The organism is Bradyrhizobium sp. 192 (assembly GCF_023100965.1).
In the GTDB taxonomy this organism is placed as follows: Bacteria; Pseudomonadota; Alphaproteobacteria; order Rhizobiales; family Xanthobacteraceae; genus Bradyrhizobium; species Bradyrhizobium symbiodeficiens.
Window position 1 is genome coordinate 8,053,714 of record NZ_CP064690.1, and the last position, 17,022, is coordinate 8,070,735.

Sequence of the window (17,022 nt, forward strand, 5' to 3'; positions counted from 1 at the left end):
CTCGAAGAGACCAGGACAGGCGCGGAAGTTAGCTCACCCGTCTTCGCGCCGGCAACGGTGGCATCCGACGCCAGCGGGCGATTTGAAAACCTCCGTTCTCGCTCCCCGCTCCGCGGCCGGGGCGGGACGACCTTACCCGCGCTGCAAGGCAAGCGTCACGCCACCGAGCGTGATCGCCATCGCCGTCCACTCGCGATAGCCGAGCGGCTCGCCGAGAATGATGGCGGCAGAGACCACGCCGATCACGGGAACGATCAGCATGCCGGTCGAGGCCGTGGTCGGCGGCAGGCGGCGCAGCGTCTCGAACCAGGTCACGTAGCAGATGCCCATCGGCACCAGCGTCATGTAGACGAAGCAGCCGAGCCCCAGCGGGGTGATCGCGGTGACGTCAGGATGCTCAAACAGCACGCCGAGGACCAGCATGGTGGCGCAGCCGAGCCCGACCTGCCAGGCGACGACGACCAGCGGCGGCATCGGCAACGGCTTGCGGTTCAGCACGTTGCCGAGCGCGAACAGGATGGCGCAGAGCAGCGCGAGCGTGATCCCGATCAGCTTCTCGGCGCCGAACGCAAAGCCGTTGCCGCTGAGGAGCAGCGTCACGCCGGCAACGCCGAGGACGAGCCCGAAGACGTCCCGTAAGGCCGGCCGCGTATGCAGCACCGGCCAGGCGAACAGCATCGCCCAGATGGGCATGGTGTAGGCGAGCAGGGCGCCTTCGCTCACCGTCACATATTTCATCGCGACCGTGCCGAGCCCCATCCAGGCGAAGACGTTGGTGAAGGTCGCGAACAGCAGCCGCGGGATCGCCTCGCGCGGCACGGCGAACGATTCCTTCCGGCCCAGCACCAGCATGCCGAGAATGACCGAGGCGCACACGCCCGCAAGGCCGCGCGCGAACAGCGGCGGCCATTGCTGGAGCAGCAGCTTCATCAGCGGCCAGTTCAGCGCCCAGCCGAACGCCGTCACGCAGAGGCAGAGAGAGCCGATCGTCCTGTCGCGTCGTGCCGAATCCATGGATAGCGCTTAGCAGGCAAGCGCGGCCGGCTCCACCTCGGCCGGCGCATGCGGGCCATCACGGCCCCGGGGAACCCGAAGCGCGCAGGCCCGTTCAGAGTCGGCGCCATGCGCGTCGCACCGAAGGCCTTCGTCGGCCGCAAGATGAAACAGGAGAAGACCCATGCCCACACCCGAGAGTGATCATGTCTACAAGATCCTGGACCTCGTCGGATCCTCCGACAGCTCGATAGAGGACGCGATCAAGAACGCGATCAGCCGCGCGTCCAAGACCATCCGCGAAATGAAATGGTTCGAGGTGGTGCAGACGCGCGGCCACATCGAGAACGGCACTGTCCGCCACTATCAGGTGACGCTGCGCGTCGGCTTCACGCTGGAGGGATGAGGCGGCCTCGTCGCGGCGATCCGGCCTCACCCCGGATTGTCGCCTGCGTTCCGGCGAGATAAGACTCCGATCAAGGCCGGATGTCCGGCCGATCCGCGAGTGCTGCCGTGAGCGACGCCATCAAGCTCGTCCTATTCGACATGGACAATGTCCTATGCGCCTACGACAGGGCGACGCGTGTCGCCTATCTGGCGGAGCTCGCGGGAACGACGCGCGAAGCGGTCCACGTGGCGATCTGGGACAGCGGATTCGAGCTGCTCGGCGATTCCGGCGCGCTCGAGGCTGCCGATTATCTGGGAGGCTTTGGCGAACGCATCGGCTATCCGCTGTCACTCGAGGAGTGGGTGGAGGCCCGGCGCCGTTCAATGCAGCCAGATCGCGCGATGCTGGACATCGCCGGCCGCTTGCGAAACACCGTCGATATCGCCGTCCTGACCAACAACACCACGCTGGTCGCCGACCACATCGACACGCTGCTGCCGGAATTGCGCCCGCTGTTCGGCTCCCGGATCTACACCTCGGCGCAATTCAAGACGGCCAAGCCGGACCCGCAATGTTATCGCCGCTGCCTCACGGAGATCGACATGAGACCGCGGACCGCCCTGTTCGTGGACGATCTCGTAGCCAACGTCGCAGGCGCGCGCGAGGCGGGCCTGCTTGCGCACCACCACACGTCTGTTGAAAGCTTCAAGCAGGCGCTGTCGGAGCACGGCCTGCTTCGCGAGTGAACCCGCATTCGCGGCGTCAGGCGAGATGACACGCCACGAAATGCCCGCCCGCGCCTTCCCTCAGCACAGGCGCGCTTTCCGCGCAGCGCGGCTGGGCGATCGGGCAGCGGGTGTGGAAGTGGCAGCCCGACGGCGGCTTCATCGGGCTCGGCACGTCGCCCTTGAGGCGGATGCGCTCGCGCTTCAGCTTGGGATCCGGCACCGGTACCGCCGACAGCAGCGCCCTGGTGTAGGGGTGCTGTGGATTGCGGTAGAGATCGCTGGCCTTGGCAAGCTCGACGATCCGGCCGAGATACATCACCGCGACGCGGTCGGAGATGTGCTCGACCACCGAGAGGTCGTGCGCGACGAAGAGATAGGTGAGGTTCAGTTCGGCCTGGAGGTCTTCCAGCAGGTTGATGACCTGGGCCTGGATCGACACGTCGAGCGCCGAGACCGGCTCGTCGCAGACGATCAGCTTCGGCTCGACCGCGAGCGCGCGCGCGATCACGATGCGCTGGCGCTGGCCGCCGGAGAATTCGTGCGGATAGCGCCGCATGTGCTCGGCCTTGAGCCCGACCTTGACGAGCAGGCTGGCGACGCGCTCCTCGCGCTCCTTGGCCGATGATCCCAGCTTGTGGATGATCAGCGCCTCGCCGAGGATCGCGCCGACCGTCATGCGCGGATTGAGCGAGGCGAACGGGTCCTGGAACACCAGCTGCATGTTCCGCCGCATCGCGCGCAGATCGTCGCCGCCGAGCTGGCGAACGTCCTGTCCGTCGAACGTGACCTCGCCGTCGGTCGGCTCGATCAGTCGCAGCACGCAGCGTCCCGTCGTCGACTTGCCGCAGCCGGATTCGCCGACGAGACCAAGCGTCTCGCCGCGATTGACCGAGAACGACACGCCGTCGACCGCATAGACGGTGCCGACCTGGCGCGACAGCAGGCCGCCGAGCACCGGGAAGTGCTTCTTCAGGTTGGAGACTTGCAGCAAGGGTTCGCTCATGCCGCGCCTCCCAGATTTGTATCGCCGAGATGACAGGCCATGCGATGGCCGGGTGCGATCTCGCGCAGCAACGGCTCCTTCTCGGTGCAGACGTTCATGGCGAACTTGCAGCGCGCCGCAAAGCGGCAGCCGACCGGCGGATTGATCAGGATCGGGACCGAGCCGCCGATCGCCTCGAGCCGCGTCTTGTGCTCGGCGGCGAGATCGATGCGCGGAATCGAACGGATCAACCCTTGCGTATAGGGATGGCCCGGGTTGCTGAACAGATCGTCGACCGGCGCTTCCTCGACCACTTTGCCGGCATACATCACGACGACGCGTTGCGCGGTTTCGGCGACGACGCCCATGGCATGGGTGATCAGCATCACCGCCATGCCGAAGCGCTCCTTCATGTCCTGGAGCAGATCGAGGATCTGCGCCTGGATGGTGACGTCGAGCGCGGTGGTGGGCTCGTCGGCAATGATCAGCTTCGGCTTGCAGGCGAGCGCCATCGCGATCATCACGCGCTGGCGCATGCCGCCGGAGAACTGGTGCGGATAATTGTGCACCCGGCCTTCGGCGTTGGGGATCTGCACCAGCTTCAGCATCTCGATGGTACGATCGAGCGCCTGCTTTCTGGTCACGGACTCGTGGCGGCGCAGGCTCTCGGCGATCTGCTCGCCGATGGTGAGCACCGGGTTGAGCGAGGTCATCGGCTCCTGGAAGATGAAGCCGATCTCCTTGGCCCTGATCTCGTCGAGCTGGTTGCTCGTCAGCGGCACGAGATCGCGGCCCTCGAAGATGATCTGGCCCGCCGCGATACGGCCCGGCGGCATCGCGATCAGCTTCAGGATCGACATCGCGGTGACGGTCTTGCCGCAGCCGGATTCGCCGACCACGCAGAGCGTCTCGCCCCGGTTGATGGAGATGTCGACGCCGTCGACGGCCTGGAGGATGCCGTCGTCGGTTGAGAAATGGGTCTTCAGTCCCTTGATCTCGAGCAGCGGCGCCATCAGATCACCCGTCGCGCATCGAGCGCGTCACGCAGGCCGTCGCCGATGAAGTTGATGGCGACCACCGCGATGAAGATCGCGCCGCCCGGAAACAGCGCCCAATGCGGGCCGATGTCGAGAAAGTCCTTGGCATCGTACAGCAGCCGGCCCCAGGTCGGCGTATCCGGCGGGAAGCCGAGGCCGAGGAAGGACAGCGTCGATTCCGCGATGATCGCGGCGGCAACATCGATGGTACCGGCGATGATCACCGGGCCGAGCGCATTCGGCAGGATGTGCCGCACGACCTGCCGCACCGGGCTGGCGCCGAGCGCCCGCGCGGCCTCGACGAATTCCTTCTCGCGGATCGACAGGAACTGCGCGCGCACGAGCCGTGCCACCGGCATCCAGCGCAGCCCCCCGATCACGAGCACGATCAGGATGAAGATGCCGCCCTCGGGGCCGAACGCGGCCTTCAGCCCGTCGCGGAACAGATAGATCAACAGCAGCAGCAACGGCAATTGCGGCAGCGACAGGAACAGGTCGGTAAGCCACATCAGCCCGTGACCGAGCGCACCGCGCGACATGCCGGCGAGCGCGCCGATCAGCGTGCCGACGAATACCGACACCAGCATGGCAGCGAGGCCGACCGCGAGCGAAATGCGCCCGCCATAGATCATGCGTGCGAGGATATCCTGCCCGAGATCGTCGGTGCCGAAGGGATGGGCCGGCGAGGGCCCCTGGAGCCCGGCTACGATGTCGATGTCGTCGATCTTGACCCGCCAGACGAAGGGGCCGAGCACCACCGCCAGGATCAGAACGAGCAGCAGGAAGGCGCTGACCACGGCGAGCTTGTGGCGGCTGTAGCGCCGCCACGTCTCGCGCCAGGGCGAGTAGACGCGCCGCTCAGCGGAAGGAGATGCGAGGGTCAAGCCAGCCATAAAGGATGTCCGCGATGAGATTGAACAGCACGACCAGGCACGCGAACACGAAGGTGACGGCCATCACCACCGGCGTGTCGTTGGACAGGATCGAGGAGATCAGCAGCGAGCCGATACCGGGGATGCGGAAGATCTGCTCGGTGACGATGGCGCCGCCGAACACCGCGGGGATCTGCAACGCGATCAGCGTCACGACCGGGATCATGGCGTTGCGCATCACGTGCTTGACGATGACCTTGGCCTGTCCGAGCCCCTTGGCGCGGGCGGTGGTGACATAGTCGAGCCGGATCACATCGAGCATCGCCGACCGCACGAAGCGCGTCATCGACGCCGCCTGGAACAGGCCGAGCACCGCCACCGGCATGATCGCCTGCCGGATCATCTCGAACACCCAGTGGATGCCGGTGCCCTTGATGTCGGTGGTGTAGACGAAGGGCAGCCAGTCCAGCGTGACCGAAAAGATCAGGATGAACAGGATGCCGGTGAAGAAGGTCGGCAGCGAGAAGCCGACGAAGGCGAGCGTGTTGGCAACCTGGTCGAACAGCGAATACGGCTTCGTCGCGGCATAAACGCCGACCGGAATCGCGATCAGCAGCGCCAGGATCTGCGCCGAGCCGATCACGTAGAGCGTGGTCGGCAGGCGCTGGAGGATCAATTTGTCAACGTCCATCCGGCTGACGAAGGAGAAGCCCCAGTCGCCGTGCAGCATCGCGTTGAGCCAATGCACGTAGCGGAGGTAGATGGGATCGTCGAGGCCGAACTTGGCCCGAAGTGCAGCCTGCACTTCGGGGGGGACGTTCGGGTTCGTCGCCAGCTCCGAGAATGGATCGCCGGGCGCGAGCGCCAGCACGAAGAACAGCACGGCCGAGATTCCGAGCAGGCTCGGAATCGCGATCAGCAAGCGACGCAGAACGTATTGACTCATGAGGGAAGGCCCCGTCTAGAGCTTGGGGATCATTCCTCGCGGTACCAGTCGAACAGATTGTCGGTTTCGTTGGCCCAGCCTGAAATCACCGGACGCAAATTGTTCGCGGCTGCCTCGACCTTGAGACGATGCATCACGGGGATGAACACGGTGTCCTGCCACATCAGGTCGTTGGCCTTGATGTAGTACGCGGCGCGCTTGACCGGGTCCATTTCCATATCGGCCGCCGTGATCGCCTCGTCGTACTCCTTGTTCACCCAGCGGGGGAAGTTGGTGCCCTGCCACTTGTTCTCCTTGGTCGCGACGCTGGTGGACAAATAGCGGCGCATGTGCTGCGACGGATCCGGCTGGCTCAGCGGGATCTGGAACATCTCGAGGTCGGCGTAGAACTTCGGATAGGTGTCGGGATTGGCGACGTCGGACGAGAAGAACACTGAGGCCACCACCGACTTCAGCTCGACGTCGATGCCGGCCTTTTGACAGGCCTGCTTGACGATGGCCTGGGTCTTCTGCCGCGGACCGTTGATCGAGGTCTGGTACAGCAGCTTCAGCTTCTTGCCGTCCTTCTCGCGGATGCCGTCGGCGCCGGGCTTCCAGCCGGCGTCGTCGAGCATCTTGGCGGCCTTCTCGATGTTGAATTCCCAGCTGGTGTTCTTCGAGACGAACTTCTCGGGGCCATTGAGAAAGTTGGCGGTGGTGCGGCCGGCGCGGCCGTAGATCGCCTTCTTGACGGACTCGCGATCGACCAGCAGGGACAGTGCCTTGCGCACCACGGGATCCGAGAACAGCGGATGCTTGGTCTTCATCGACGAGCGCTCGCCATCGACCTCGACGTTCGGATCGGTGAAGTTGAGCGCGATGAACTCGGTATCCCCGCCCACGGCATAGACCGTCTTGCCCTTGCCACCCTTCTCCAGGCGCAGCAGAACATCGTCCTCGACCTGGATGTTCCAGCCGAAATCATATTCGCCGGTCTGGATCACCGCACGCGCGGCCGAGACGGCGTCACCGCCGCCCTTCATCTCGATCGAATCGAAATAGGGACGGTTGGCCATGTGGTAGTCGGGATTGATCACGCCGCGGATGAGATCGCCCGGTTTGAACTCGACGAACTTGTAGGGACCGGTGCCGACGGGCGCGAGGTTGGTGGGGGCTTCGCGCGACTTCGAGCCGATAAAATCTGCGAACAGATGCTTGGGCAGGATCTGGCCGGTCGCACCGACGAAGGCGTCGGCCCAGAACGGCGTCGGCTTCGCGAAGGTGATCTTGACCGTGAGATCGTCGATCTTTTCGACAGTGAGGTCGCGATAGGATGCGATGGTCACAGCCGCCGTGGCCGGATCCTTGATGTACTGCCACGTGAATACGACATCGTCAGCCGAGAAAGGTTTGCCGTCGTGCCATTTCACGCCGGGCTTGAGTTTCCACGTCACCGACTTGCCGTCGGCGGCGAGCAGGCCGTTCTGGGTCGAAGGAATCTCGGTCGCCAGAACCAGCTTCATGTTGCCGTCCGGGTCCCAACAGCCGAGCGGTTCGTAGAACAGGCGCGAGCCGTCCTGGTCCTTGGTGCCGGTGGCGAAATGGGGATTGAGCAGGGTCGGGCCCTGCCACCACAACAGCTTCAGCGCACCGCCGCCGCCACGCTTGGTCGGCTTGTAGGTCGAGGCGCCCTCGGCCATGGCAACGCCGCCCAGCGCGAGGATCTGATTGGCAAGGGGAGCGGTGAGACCGACAGCGGCCATGCGCTTGATGAAGGAGCGGCGATCCATCCGCCCGTCCTTCACGTCACCGATCATCGAACGCAGTTCTTTATCCAGCATGGTTGTCCCCGTCTGGTTTCCATCGTGATGATGACGGCCAACACGAGGTGGCCGCCCAATTAGCTGGCAGTAGATGGCACACCGAATGGGGGGTGCGTCAACTGGGACCGTGTGTATGCAAACGGTCTTCTGGCTGTCTGTTGGGCAAAACTGCGCTCCGCAGCCCATCCATTTGGCAATCCAGCATCAAAACGTGCTGGATTGCACGCTGCACTGCGGAAAATTTGTTCGCCGCATCAGACGAAGTGTCGAGGCGAAATTCTACGCGACGGACATGTCGAGCGGCGGATCAATGTGATCCGGCAGCGGACAGACATATGGCGTCTTGGCCGTCCGCTTTTTCAGGTCGGCCTTGGCCGCCTTGATCAGTTCCGGATCTGTCAGCGCCTTGATGCCGAGACCGGCCATCGCCTTGGCGGCCTGCACCATGGCCTTGTGGGCATGCGGGCTCTTGCCCTGCGCCACCACCTGCCAAGTGTGGAACGGCGTGCCGATCGCAACCGTGGGTGCGTGAACCTGTACGGTCGGCACCACCCAGCTGACGTCGCCGACGTCGGTCGAGCCGACCAGCGGATTGCGCTTGGCATCGAGCGGCACCAGGAAGTCGGCCAGCGGCCGATCGGTCTGTTCCATGCCGATCGCGTAATAGACCGACGCGATATCCTTGTCGCTCAACGTCGCGCGGATCTGGCTGGCAAACCCCTTGTCCGCATCGTCGAAATGCGGCGGTCCGAGTTCTTCCATGACCCGGTGCAGCGCCTGCTCCAGCGGCGCGTTCGGCAGGATGTTGGAGACCGCGGAGATGATCTTCATCTCCACCTTGGTCTCGGTCATCAGCGCCGCACCTTCTGCGATCTTGCTGACGCGCCCGACCAGTTCGTTCATGCCGGGAAGGTCACGGGCGCGGATCGAGTAGCGCACCCGCGCATGGGCCTGGACCACGTTGGGCGCGATGCCGCCGGTGTCGAGCAGCGCATAATGCACCCGTGCATCGCTCGGCATGTGCTCGCGCATGTAGTTCACGCCGACATTCATCAACTCGACCGCATCGAGCGCGGAACGGCCGAGATGCGGCGAGGCCGCGGCATGCGAGGTGCGGCCGGTGAAGATGAAGTCCGCGCGCGTGTTGGCGAGCGACGGCGTCACCGCGACCTCCCAGAAACTGTGCGGATGCCAGGTCACGGCGATGTCGGCATCTTCGAACGCACCGGAGCGCACCATGAAGGCCTTTGCCGCGCCGCCTTCTTCAGCCGGGCAGCCGTAATAGCGCACGCGGCCGGGCACCTTGTTTTCGGCCAGCCAGTCCTTCACCGCGGTCGCGGCAAGCAGCGCGGCGGAACCGAGCAGATTGTGGCCGCAGCCATGACCGTGGCCGCCGGTCTCGATCGGACGAAGCTCGGCGACGCCCGCTTCCTGGCTGAGACCGGGCAGCGCGTCATATTCGCCCATGAATGCGATGACAGGACCGCCCTCGCCCCACTCGCCCATGACCGCGGTCGGAATGCCGGCGACCTTCTCGGTGATGCGGAAGCCCTGGTGGCGCAGCTCGGCGAGGTGCTCGGCGGCGGACCGCGCCTCGGTGTAGCACACCTCGGGCATGCCCCAGACCTTGTCGCTGAGGTCGATGAAACGCCCCTTGATTGTGTCGATGCCACGCCAGATGTCGCTGCGGTTATCCATTGCTTCGGTCCGTGATCTCTTGGTCAAGGGAAGCGGCAATGGTTAGCAGCTTCATCGTACGCCGCCTAGCACCTCGCCGGACACCAGCCATGCGGCCGCATGCTGGATCGAGGGTCGCCTGCCATCCGCACGGGATGCCTCTGAGCCTTTCGAAGATTTCACGCGGGGTTCTACGAATAGTTGGGAACGAGGCTTTCAAGACGCCCTTCCTCAGCCTAAATTAACCGTGCTTCGCGCGTCGCTCGGCAGCAATCTCGGAGCGACGCACTAAAGCCAGGAGAACTCCATGCCCGCTTTGACCGAATGGAGAGTGCCGCCGGCCAATCAGCCGCGTGCGAGCGACTACGGTTTCGATCTCGACCGCGCACTCGCATCCGTCGTCGGCCTGCACGCCATCATTCCGCCGGACGCCTTCAGCGCCGAGACGCTGGGCACCGAACGCGCCGGCAATGGCGTCGTGATCGACCGCGGACTGGTGCTGACCATCGGCTATCTCATCACCGAGGCGGAATCGGTGTGGCTGCACCTCGGCGACGGGCGGGTGGTCGAAGGCCATGCGCTCGGCTTCGATTCCGAAACCGGCTTCGGCCTGGTGCAGGCTCTCGGCGACCTCGACGTCGAGCCATTGCCGATCGGCAGCTCAGCGAAAACTGGGATCGGCGACCGCGTCGTGGTCGGCGGCGCCGGTGGCCGTACGCGCTCGGTCGCCAGCCAGATCGTGGCCAAGCAGGAATTCGCCGGCTATTGGGAATATCTGCTGGACGAGGCCATGTTCACCTATCCCGCGCATCCGAACTGGGGTGGCACGGCGCTGCTCAACGAGCGCGGCGAGCTGATCGGTATCGGCTCGCTTCAGCTGGAGCGCGAACGCGACGGCAAGGCCGAGCACGTCAACATGGTCGTGCCGATCGACATCTTGAAGCCGGTTCTCGACGATCTGCGCAAGTTCGGTCGCGTCAACAAGCCGGCGCGACCATGGCTCGGGCTCTACTCGACCGAGATCGACAACCGCGTGGTCGTGATCGGGATCTCCCCGAACGGCCCTGCCGCGCGCGCCGAGCTCAAGACCGACGACATCATTCTCGCCGTGAACGGCGACAAGGTCACGAGCCAGACCGCGTTCTATAAGAAGATGTGGGCGCTCGGCGCCGCCGGCGTCGATGTGCCGCTAACCGTGTACCACCAAGGTGTCACCTTCGACGTCACGGTGACCTCGACCGATCGCTTCAAGCTCTTGAAGGCGCCAAAGCTGCATTGATCCGACGCTGAAGGAAGCCGCAATGAGCGAGGCCGTGGTCGACGACATCGTGGCCGTGCTGCCGCCGCTGCTCAATGCGCTGGAAGCGCTCGGCTTCTTCCAACGTCAATTGCATCCGCCGGCGTTCGCTTCCGTGATGAATGCGATCGGCGCACCGGATGAGGCGCTGCAAACGGCCCACGCGGCTATTGGAGCGTGGCCGGAGCAGTTCGCGAGCCTCCGCGAGCGGCTCGATCGCGCCTGCGACGAGACGCTTGCCGCCTTTGCCGGGATCCGCGAGGTCGAGCGCGGCAATGGCGATTTCGTCGCCGTGTTCCGCGCGCTGCGCCATGTGCCGCGCGCGCAGGAGGCGCTTTATCCGCTGTCGCTGCAGTTTCCTCCCGTCAGCAATTTCTTTCTCAACACCGCCAATCGCGACAATGCGGATCTGTTGTCGCGGCTCGAAGCCGGCACGAGTGAAAATGCCGGCATCTTCCACGACCACAACGAACCCGGCAGCCGCGGCGGCTTCTCGGTCTACGTGCCTGAGCATTATACGCCCGAGCGCGCCATGCCGCTGGTAATGGCGCTGCATGGCGGCAGCGGCAACGGACGCGGCTTTCTGTGGAGCTGGCTGCGAGACGCCCGCAGCCTTGGCGCGATCCTGGTGGCGCCGACCGCGACCGGTCCGACCTGGGCGCTGATGGGCGATGATGCCGATACGCCCAATCTCATGCGCATCCTCGAAACCGTGCGCAGCCGCTGGCGCATCGACAGCTCGCGCATGCTGCTGACCGGCATGAGCGACGGCGGCACCTTCAGCTATGTCAGCGGTCTCGACGGCGCCTCGCCCTTCACCCATCTGGCGCCGGTCTCGGCAACCTTCCATCCGCTGATGGCGGAGATGGCCGACGCCGCGCGCCTGCAAGGTCTGCCGATCTTCATCACCCACGGCAAGCTCGACTGGATGTTTCCGGTGCAGACCGCGCGCCAGACCCAGGCGGCGCTCGCGGCGGCCGGCGCCGATGTCACCTATCGCGAAATCGGCGACCTCAGCCACACCTATCCGCGCGAGATCAACGCGGAGCTGGTGCAGTGGCTGAAGGCGGGATGAACAAGTCCACTTCATCCGTGCCACAGTGCCGCGGAACCTTCGCTGCGGGCCGACGTTATCGGCCGTCACCGGAGGTTAGCCATGCGGACTTTTTTCGGAATGATCTTGGGCGCGCTGCTCCTTGCCGGAGGAGTCTATGTCTATGACTCCATGCAGACGTCGTCCGTCGCCAACGGCGAGGTCGCGAGCGTCAATCGCACGATCGTGAACTGGGACGTCGCGAAGGCCGATTGGGATGCGCTGCGCGATCGCGCGCACAGGGACTGGGTACGAATCTCGCAGAAGTAACGCCGCACTGTCGAACATGAACGAGGCGCCGTCGCGAATCCGCGGCGGCGCCTTTGTGTTGGCTGCGATCGACGCTGCGCGTATCAGTTCATCTTGGCCTTGCGGGCATCGGCGATGACCTGCTCGAACTCGGCCATGCTGAGCGCGCCCGGAACGCGATACTTGCCGACGATGAAGGCCGGGGTGCCGCGGAAGCCGAAGGCTTCGGCCTGCTCGTTGTTGCGCTTGAGCAGGGCGTCGATGTCGCTGCCGCGGCCGGCGAGATCGCGCTTCAGGCGGTCCATGTCGACGCCGGCGGCCGCGAGCAGCTCGTTGATGCGCGGCTCGGTCAGGCGCGAGCTGACGCCCATCATGGCGTCATGGGCCTGATGGTACTTGTCCTGGAATTTCGCCGCGAGCGCGGTCCGCGCCGCGGTGACCGAGACCGGCCCGAGGATCGGCCAATCCTTCATCACCAGCCGCACCTTGCCGTCGTCCTGGACGACCTGGCGCAGCTCGGGCTCGAGCTTGCGGCAATAGGGGCAATTGTAGTCGGACCATTCGACGATGGTGACGTTGCCGTTGGGATTGCCGGCGACGGGCGTGTCGGGGTCGCGCAGCACCTTGGCTTCGGTCAGCACCTCGTTCTCGTCGGTCGCCGCGCGCACCGAGGCGCCGCCCGTCAGTGCGAAGGCGCCTGCCCCGATCAGCGTCAGCGCCGCGCGCCGCGTCGGCCCAAGGCCCTTAGTCCCAAATCCAGCCATATCTCGTCCCGTTTCGGTCCCATCTCCCCGAATACGGTTCGGGACCGGGAATTGTTACTCGTCATATAGAGTGTCGCGGCAGCGATGTCATCGCACCAGCAGCGTGACCGCGAGGGGGACCAGGAACGAGGTCACCAAGGCGTTCAGGCTCATGGCGATGCCGGAGAAGACGCCGGCAATCTCGTCGACCTGGAACGCACGCGCGGTGCCGATGCCATGCGCGGCCAAGCCAGCCGCAAATCCGCGCGCGCGGTAATCGGTGACGCCGGTGCGGTTCATCAGCGGCGTCACGATGATGGCGCCCATGATGCCGGTGAGGATCACCGCAACCGCCGCCAGCGAGGGATCGGCGTGCAGGGATTCGGCGATGCCCATGGCGACGCCGGCGGTGACCGATTTCGGCGCCAGCGACAGCACCACGTCGCGCGGCAGGCCGGCGCACTCGGCCAGCAGCACCACCGACACCACCGCCGTGATCGATCCCGCGAGCAACGCCACCAGCATCGGCACGATGGATGACACGACGCGCCGGCGGTTCTCATAGAGCGGTACCGCGAGCGCGACGGTGGCAGGCCCCAGCAGGAAGTGGACGAACTGCGCGCCGGCGAAATAGCTCGTATAGGACGTGCCGGTCGCGAGCAGGAACGCGCCGATGATCCACATCGCGTGCAGCACGGGATTGGCGAGCGGATGGCGCCGCGTCGCCAGCGACACCGCATCCGTGGTCGCATAGACCAGCAGCGTCACGGTCAGCCACAGCAGCGGCGACTGCGAGAGATAGACCCAGAGCGAAAACGGATTGTCACTCATCGCGCGTCCTGCTGCTTCAACAGGCGGCTGACGAGGCGAAAGGTCAGCACCGTCGCCAGCAGCGTGACGACCACGGAGAGCGCGAGCACCAGGACGATGGCGATGCCGTGAGAGGCTAGCAGGTCGAGCTTCTGCACGACGCCGACGCCGGCCGGCACGAACAACAGCGACAGATGCGCCAGCAGGCCCTTGCTGGCGGTTTCCACACCGTCATTGCGCAGCGGCCCGTGTGCAAGCACAGCGAAGCGATCGCGGGCGAGCAGCAGGATCAGGAGCAACAGCAGGCCGAGCACCGGCCCCGGCAAGGGCAGACCGATGCCGCGCACGACGGCTTCGCCGATCAATTGGCACAGCAGGATGAGGCCGAGACTCGCAAGCATGACCGGCACATCAAGGGATGCGTCGGCAGGCTTGTCAATCGGCGCTATGCACAGGACGTGCGCGGCTCGTGCGAAGCAGCAATGCGGGGCAGCATCGAACGCGATTGCGCTTTTCGTCTCCTGATACGGTAGCGTATCAGGGCCTCCTCGCGTTAGCAATACGGCACCGTATCAAGAATCGGAGAGGCCTCTTTCATGAGCGACGGCAAGGGCGATGTCTGGGTCGAGGCGGGCTTTATCGAGCTCGCCCGCGCCGGGGTCGAGGGTGTCCGGGTCGAGGTGCTCGCCAAGAATCTCGGCGTCACCAAGGGCGGCTTCTACCGTCGCTTCGCCGACCGCGCGGCGCTGCTCGAGGCCATGCTGCAGCATTGGCGCGAGGGGCGGGCTGAGTCGATCGCGCAGCAGACGCGCCTCGACGGCCAAGAGCCGCGCGAACGGCTGAAGGCGGTGATCCAGCTCTATTCCGAGCGGCTCAATCCGGAAGCGATGGCGATCGAACTCGCGATCCGGCAATGGGCCCGCTCCGACGAGAATGCCGCGGCAGCCGTGGCGAGCGTGGACGCAGCGCGGCTCAAGCATGTGGCCGAGCTCTATCGCGCGACCGGGCTCGCGGCCGAAGAGGCCGACGCACAGGCCTTCCTGTTCTACTGCTTCATCTTCGGCCAGAGCCTGTTGTTCGTCGACCGCGGCCCGCGCAAGCGAGCGCAGCTGGTGGCAAGGTCGGCCGAAAAGCTGCTGGGCTAGGCAACAAGGCCGGAGCGTTGCTCCGGCCTTGGCGTCAATTCGAAGCTCAGGCGGCGCCCTTCAGCTTCTTGTTGCATTCGCTGTAAAAGCCGCCGCCCTTCTGGATCCACTTCAAGCCGCCGTTGCCGTTGGTGGTCTTGTTGGCGTTGTACTGGTCGACGCAGGTGTGCAGGCGGCCCTTGCCCGGGGTCTCCTTGGCATATTTCGGATCGATCGCGTTCGGATAGATCGCGGGTCCGGCCGGCAGGGTCGGCGCGGCGGCGGGGGCCGCCTCCTTCTTGGCCTGCTTCGGCTCGGCGGGAGCGGCGGGCGCAGCCGCGGTCGGTGCAGGAGCAGCCGGTGCGGCGGCAGCCGGCGTCGCATCCGCACCGCACTGGGCCTTACGGAAGTCATTCCACTTCGTGGTGCCGAGCGAGCCGTCCTTCTTGGCGGCCTGGTATTTGGCGCTGCACTCCTGCGACGTCAGCGCCTGCGCCGGCGCCGACACCGTCAACGCCGCAAATCCCGACAACGCCATCGCGCAAAGCCATTTTGATTGAATGGTCATCCCTGATCTCCTCCTTGGTCTTCCCCGAGGGAAGTGAAACGAACATTACTATCCTAGCGTGCCGGCCGCCCGCGACAAGGATGCGATGCGTCGCCCCGGCAAAATTAGTGATCCCGTCATTCCCATCATTCATGTCGCGTTCAGCAACGCAGGCCGACGGTCTTATCCCTCCCAATTCTCCCAAGCAGAGTGCAACACATGACCTTCACGTCCCGCCTCGCCGCCGTCGCTCTCGCCTCTCTGCTCGTCAGCGGCACTGCCTTCGCGCAGACCGCCGCGCCGGCCACCAAGCCCGATGCAGCCGCCATTGCCGAAAGGAAGGCGCCGAAGGAGCGCTCGGCGGAATCGCTTGAATGCTCCAAGCAGGCGGACGCCAAGGGATTGAAGGGCAAGGAGCGCAAGAAATTCCGCCGGGAATGCAAGAAGGAAGCGAGGGCTGGCAGTGCGGCGCCCGCCGCCCCTGCCGCCGACAAGAAGTAAGTCCGTCGCGATTCTCCACCTGCATCAGACAGAGGCGCGCGCATTGCGGCATGACGAGCCTGCAATTGTGCGCCTCTCGCCGATTTGCGATAAGGCGGCGTGAAGCAGATCGCCGCCTCCCTGTCGTTCGAATGGCCGAGCCGTGCCAGGATCCTGAGCACGGCGGAGACGCTCGTCATCGGCACCGCCGGCGGCCTTGCGTTTCTGCTCGCCGGCCTTCCCGGCGGACTGATCTCCGGCTCGATGATCGCGGTCGGGATCGCCGCGATCGCCGGGCGCCAGCTCGCGCTGCCGCCGCTCCTGACCCAGACCGTGCTGGTGCTGCTCGGCATTTCGCTGGGCTCGGTGGTCTCGCGCCATCTGCTTCAGCAGGTCGGCGCCTACCCCCTCACCATCGGGCTGCTCGCGCTCGCGACCTTCTGCTCGACCTTCGGCTCGAGCTACTACCTCCAGCGCATCCATGGCTGGGACCGCACCTCGGCCTTCCTCGCCGGCAGCCCCGGCGCGCTGTCGCAGATCACGATTCTGGCGGTCGAGCGCGGCGCCGACCTGCCGGGCATCGCGGTGGTGCAGACCATGCGCGTCATCATCCTCACCGCGGCGCTGCCGATGGTGCTCGCGTTTGCAGGTGTCGCCCCCTCTGCCGCGCCGTCGCTGACGACGACGATCGCCTCGCCGCTCGATCTCGTCGAGCTGGTCGCGGCCTCGCTGGCCATGGCGCTGGTCCTGCGCCTGATCAAATTTCCGGCGAGCTGGATGTTCGGCGCCATGATCGGCTCCAGCGTGCTGCATGGCGCCGGCTGGGTCGAGGGCGGCCTGCCGAACTGGGTGCGCGGCGTGGCGCTGGTCGGCATCGGCGCGCTGATCGGCAGCCGTTTCGCGCGGATGCGGATCAAGACGCTGACCGGCCACATCAACGCGGCGCTGGGCTCGTTCACGGTCGCGATCGCCGTCTCTGCCATCTTCGTCGGCATCGTGGCGCTGACCACCCAGGTCAAGTTCTCCGACACCGTCGTCGCCTTCGCGCCGGGCGCGATGGACGCCATGCTGGCTCTGGCACTGACGTTACACATCGACCCGATCTTCGTCGGCGCCCACCACCTCTCGCGCTTCGTGTTCGTGACGATCGCAACGCCGGGCATCGTGCATCTGTTCGGACGCACGCAGGACGACGTGGATGATTGAGGGAACGCAGCGGGCGTAACGGGCTTCGCTCTTGTAGGGTGGGCAAAG

The 17,022-nt window shown here is 65.4% G+C and carries 19 protein-coding genes; 8 read left to right on the plus strand and 11 right to left on the minus strand.

All coding sequences use genetic code 11. The features are described from left to right. Positions 1-132 precede the first annotated feature (132 nt). Positions 133-1,014 (minus strand): DMT family transporter, encoded by an 882-nt coding sequence (locus tag IVB24_RS37865; RefSeq protein ID WP_247771595.1) that lies wholly within the window; start codon positions 1,012-1,014, stop codon positions 133-135. A gap of 163 nt (positions 1,015-1,177) precedes the next feature. Here IVB24_RS37865 and IVB24_RS37870 point away from each other — a divergent pair, with 163 nt between their 5' ends. Both IVB24_RS37870 and IVB24_RS37875 read left to right on the plus strand, forming a co-directional pair. Continuing rightward, entirely contained in the window at positions 1,178-1,399 is a 222-nt protein-coding gene (locus IVB24_RS37870) for a dodecin (RefSeq protein ID WP_094973283.1), read from the plus strand. A gap of 80 nt (positions 1,400-1,479) precedes the next feature. Continuing rightward, complete coding sequence (locus tag IVB24_RS37875) at positions 1,480-2,127, plus strand: HAD family phosphatase (protein ID WP_346771351.1); 648 nt, start codon at positions 1,480-1,482, stop codon at positions 2,125-2,127. Between the two features lie 16 nt (positions 2,128-2,143). Here the strand turns inward: IVB24_RS37875 and IVB24_RS37880 are convergent, their stop codons facing one another. The 6 genes from IVB24_RS37880 to IVB24_RS37905 form a co-directional block, all read right to left on the minus strand. Then, a complete protein-coding gene (locus IVB24_RS37880) occupies positions 2,144-3,112 on the minus strand; it encodes a dipeptide ABC transporter ATP-binding protein (RefSeq protein ID WP_094973285.1) in 969 nt (322 codons plus the stop codon). Continuing rightward, positions 3,109-4,104: an ABC transporter ATP-binding protein gene (locus IVB24_RS37885; protein WP_247771597.1), complete on the minus strand. Its 996-nt coding sequence runs from the start codon at positions 4,102-4,104 to the stop codon at positions 3,109-3,111. Before IVB24_RS37885 ends, IVB24_RS37880 begins: the two co-directional genes overlap by 4 nt. After that, a complete protein-coding gene (locus IVB24_RS37890) occupies positions 4,104-5,021 on the minus strand; it encodes an ABC transporter permease (protein WP_166467315.1) in 918 nt (305 codons plus the stop codon). The genes IVB24_RS37885 and IVB24_RS37890 overlap by 1 nt, the downstream gene beginning before the upstream one ends. After that, positions 4,987-5,946 carry an ABC transporter permease gene (locus tag IVB24_RS37895; RefSeq protein WP_140482449.1) on the minus strand — a complete coding sequence of 320 codons (960 nt, stop codon included), beginning with the start codon at positions 5,944-5,946 and terminating at the stop codon, positions 4,987-4,989. The genes IVB24_RS37890 and IVB24_RS37895 overlap by 35 nt, the downstream gene beginning before the upstream one ends. 29 nt (positions 5,947-5,975) lie before the next feature. Next, on the minus strand, positions 5,976-7,766 hold the full coding sequence (locus IVB24_RS37900; protein ID WP_094973289.1) for a peptide ABC transporter substrate-binding protein: 1,791 nt from the start codon (positions 7,764-7,766) through the stop codon (positions 5,976-5,978). A 261-nt stretch (positions 7,767-8,027) separates the two neighbouring features. Next, positions 8,028-9,446 (minus strand): M20 family metallopeptidase, encoded by a 1,419-nt coding sequence (locus tag IVB24_RS37905; RefSeq protein WP_247771598.1) that lies wholly within the window; start codon positions 9,444-9,446, stop codon positions 8,028-8,030. A 286-nt stretch (positions 9,447-9,732) separates the two neighbouring features. Here IVB24_RS37905 and IVB24_RS37910 point away from each other — a divergent pair, with 286 nt between their 5' ends. From IVB24_RS37910 to IVB24_RS37920, 3 genes are all read left to right on the plus strand, one after another. Next, positions 9,733-10,704 (plus strand): S1C family serine protease, encoded by a 972-nt coding sequence (locus IVB24_RS37910; RefSeq protein ID WP_094973291.1) that lies wholly within the window; start codon positions 9,733-9,735, stop codon positions 10,702-10,704. Between the two features lie 22 nt (positions 10,705-10,726). Further along, the gene (locus IVB24_RS37915) at positions 10,727-11,797 is read left to right on the plus strand and encodes a phospholipase (RefSeq protein WP_247771599.1); all 1,071 of its coding nucleotides are present in this window, start codon (positions 10,727-10,729) and stop codon (positions 11,795-11,797) included. An 81-nt stretch (positions 11,798-11,878) separates the two neighbouring features. Beyond that, positions 11,879-12,085 carry a hypothetical protein gene (locus tag IVB24_RS37920; protein WP_094973293.1) on the plus strand — a complete coding sequence of 69 codons (207 nt, stop codon included), beginning with the start codon at positions 11,879-11,881 and terminating at the stop codon, positions 12,083-12,085. Positions 12,086-12,168: 83 nt separating this feature from the next. Here the strand turns inward: IVB24_RS37920 and IVB24_RS37925 are convergent, their stop codons facing one another. From IVB24_RS37925 to IVB24_RS37935, 3 genes are all read right to left on the minus strand, one after another. Beyond that, entirely contained in the window at positions 12,169-12,828 is a 660-nt protein-coding gene (locus IVB24_RS37925) for a DsbA family protein (RefSeq protein ID WP_166476924.1), read from the minus strand. Positions 12,829-12,915: 87 nt separating this feature from the next. Next, positions 12,916-13,638, minus strand: a complete 723-nt coding sequence (locus tag IVB24_RS37930; protein WP_247771600.1) for an LrgB family protein — start codon at positions 13,636-13,638, stop codon at positions 12,916-12,918. After that, positions 13,635-14,018 carry a CidA/LrgA family protein gene (locus IVB24_RS37935; protein WP_106949364.1) on the minus strand — a complete coding sequence of 128 codons (384 nt, stop codon included), beginning with the start codon at positions 14,016-14,018 and terminating at the stop codon, positions 13,635-13,637. Before IVB24_RS37935 ends, IVB24_RS37930 begins: the two co-directional genes overlap by 4 nt. 195 nt (positions 14,019-14,213) lie before the next feature. Between IVB24_RS37935 and IVB24_RS37940 the strand changes: the two genes are divergently transcribed. Then, the gene (locus tag IVB24_RS37940) at positions 14,214-14,762 is read left to right on the plus strand and encodes a TetR/AcrR family transcriptional regulator (protein WP_247771601.1); all 549 of its coding nucleotides are present in this window, start codon (positions 14,214-14,216) and stop codon (positions 14,760-14,762) included. A gap of 46 nt (positions 14,763-14,808) precedes the next feature. Here IVB24_RS37940 and IVB24_RS37945 read toward each other — a convergent pair whose 3' ends face one another. Continuing rightward, a complete protein-coding gene (locus IVB24_RS37945; RefSeq protein WP_247771602.1) occupies positions 14,809-15,309 on the minus strand; it encodes a hypothetical protein in 501 nt (166 codons plus the stop codon). A gap of 198 nt (positions 15,310-15,507) precedes the next feature. Here IVB24_RS37945 and IVB24_RS37950 point away from each other — a divergent pair, with 198 nt between their 5' ends. Continuing rightward, on the plus strand, positions 15,508-15,789 hold the full coding sequence (locus IVB24_RS37950; protein WP_094973298.1) for a PsiF family protein: 282 nt from the start codon (positions 15,508-15,510) through the stop codon (positions 15,787-15,789). 99 nt (positions 15,790-15,888) lie between these two features. Beyond that, complete coding sequence (locus IVB24_RS37955; RefSeq protein ID WP_247771603.1) at positions 15,889-16,974, plus strand: AbrB family transcriptional regulator; 1,086 nt, start codon at positions 15,889-15,891, stop codon at positions 16,972-16,974. The last annotated feature ends 48 nt before the right edge of the window (positions 16,975-17,022 follow it).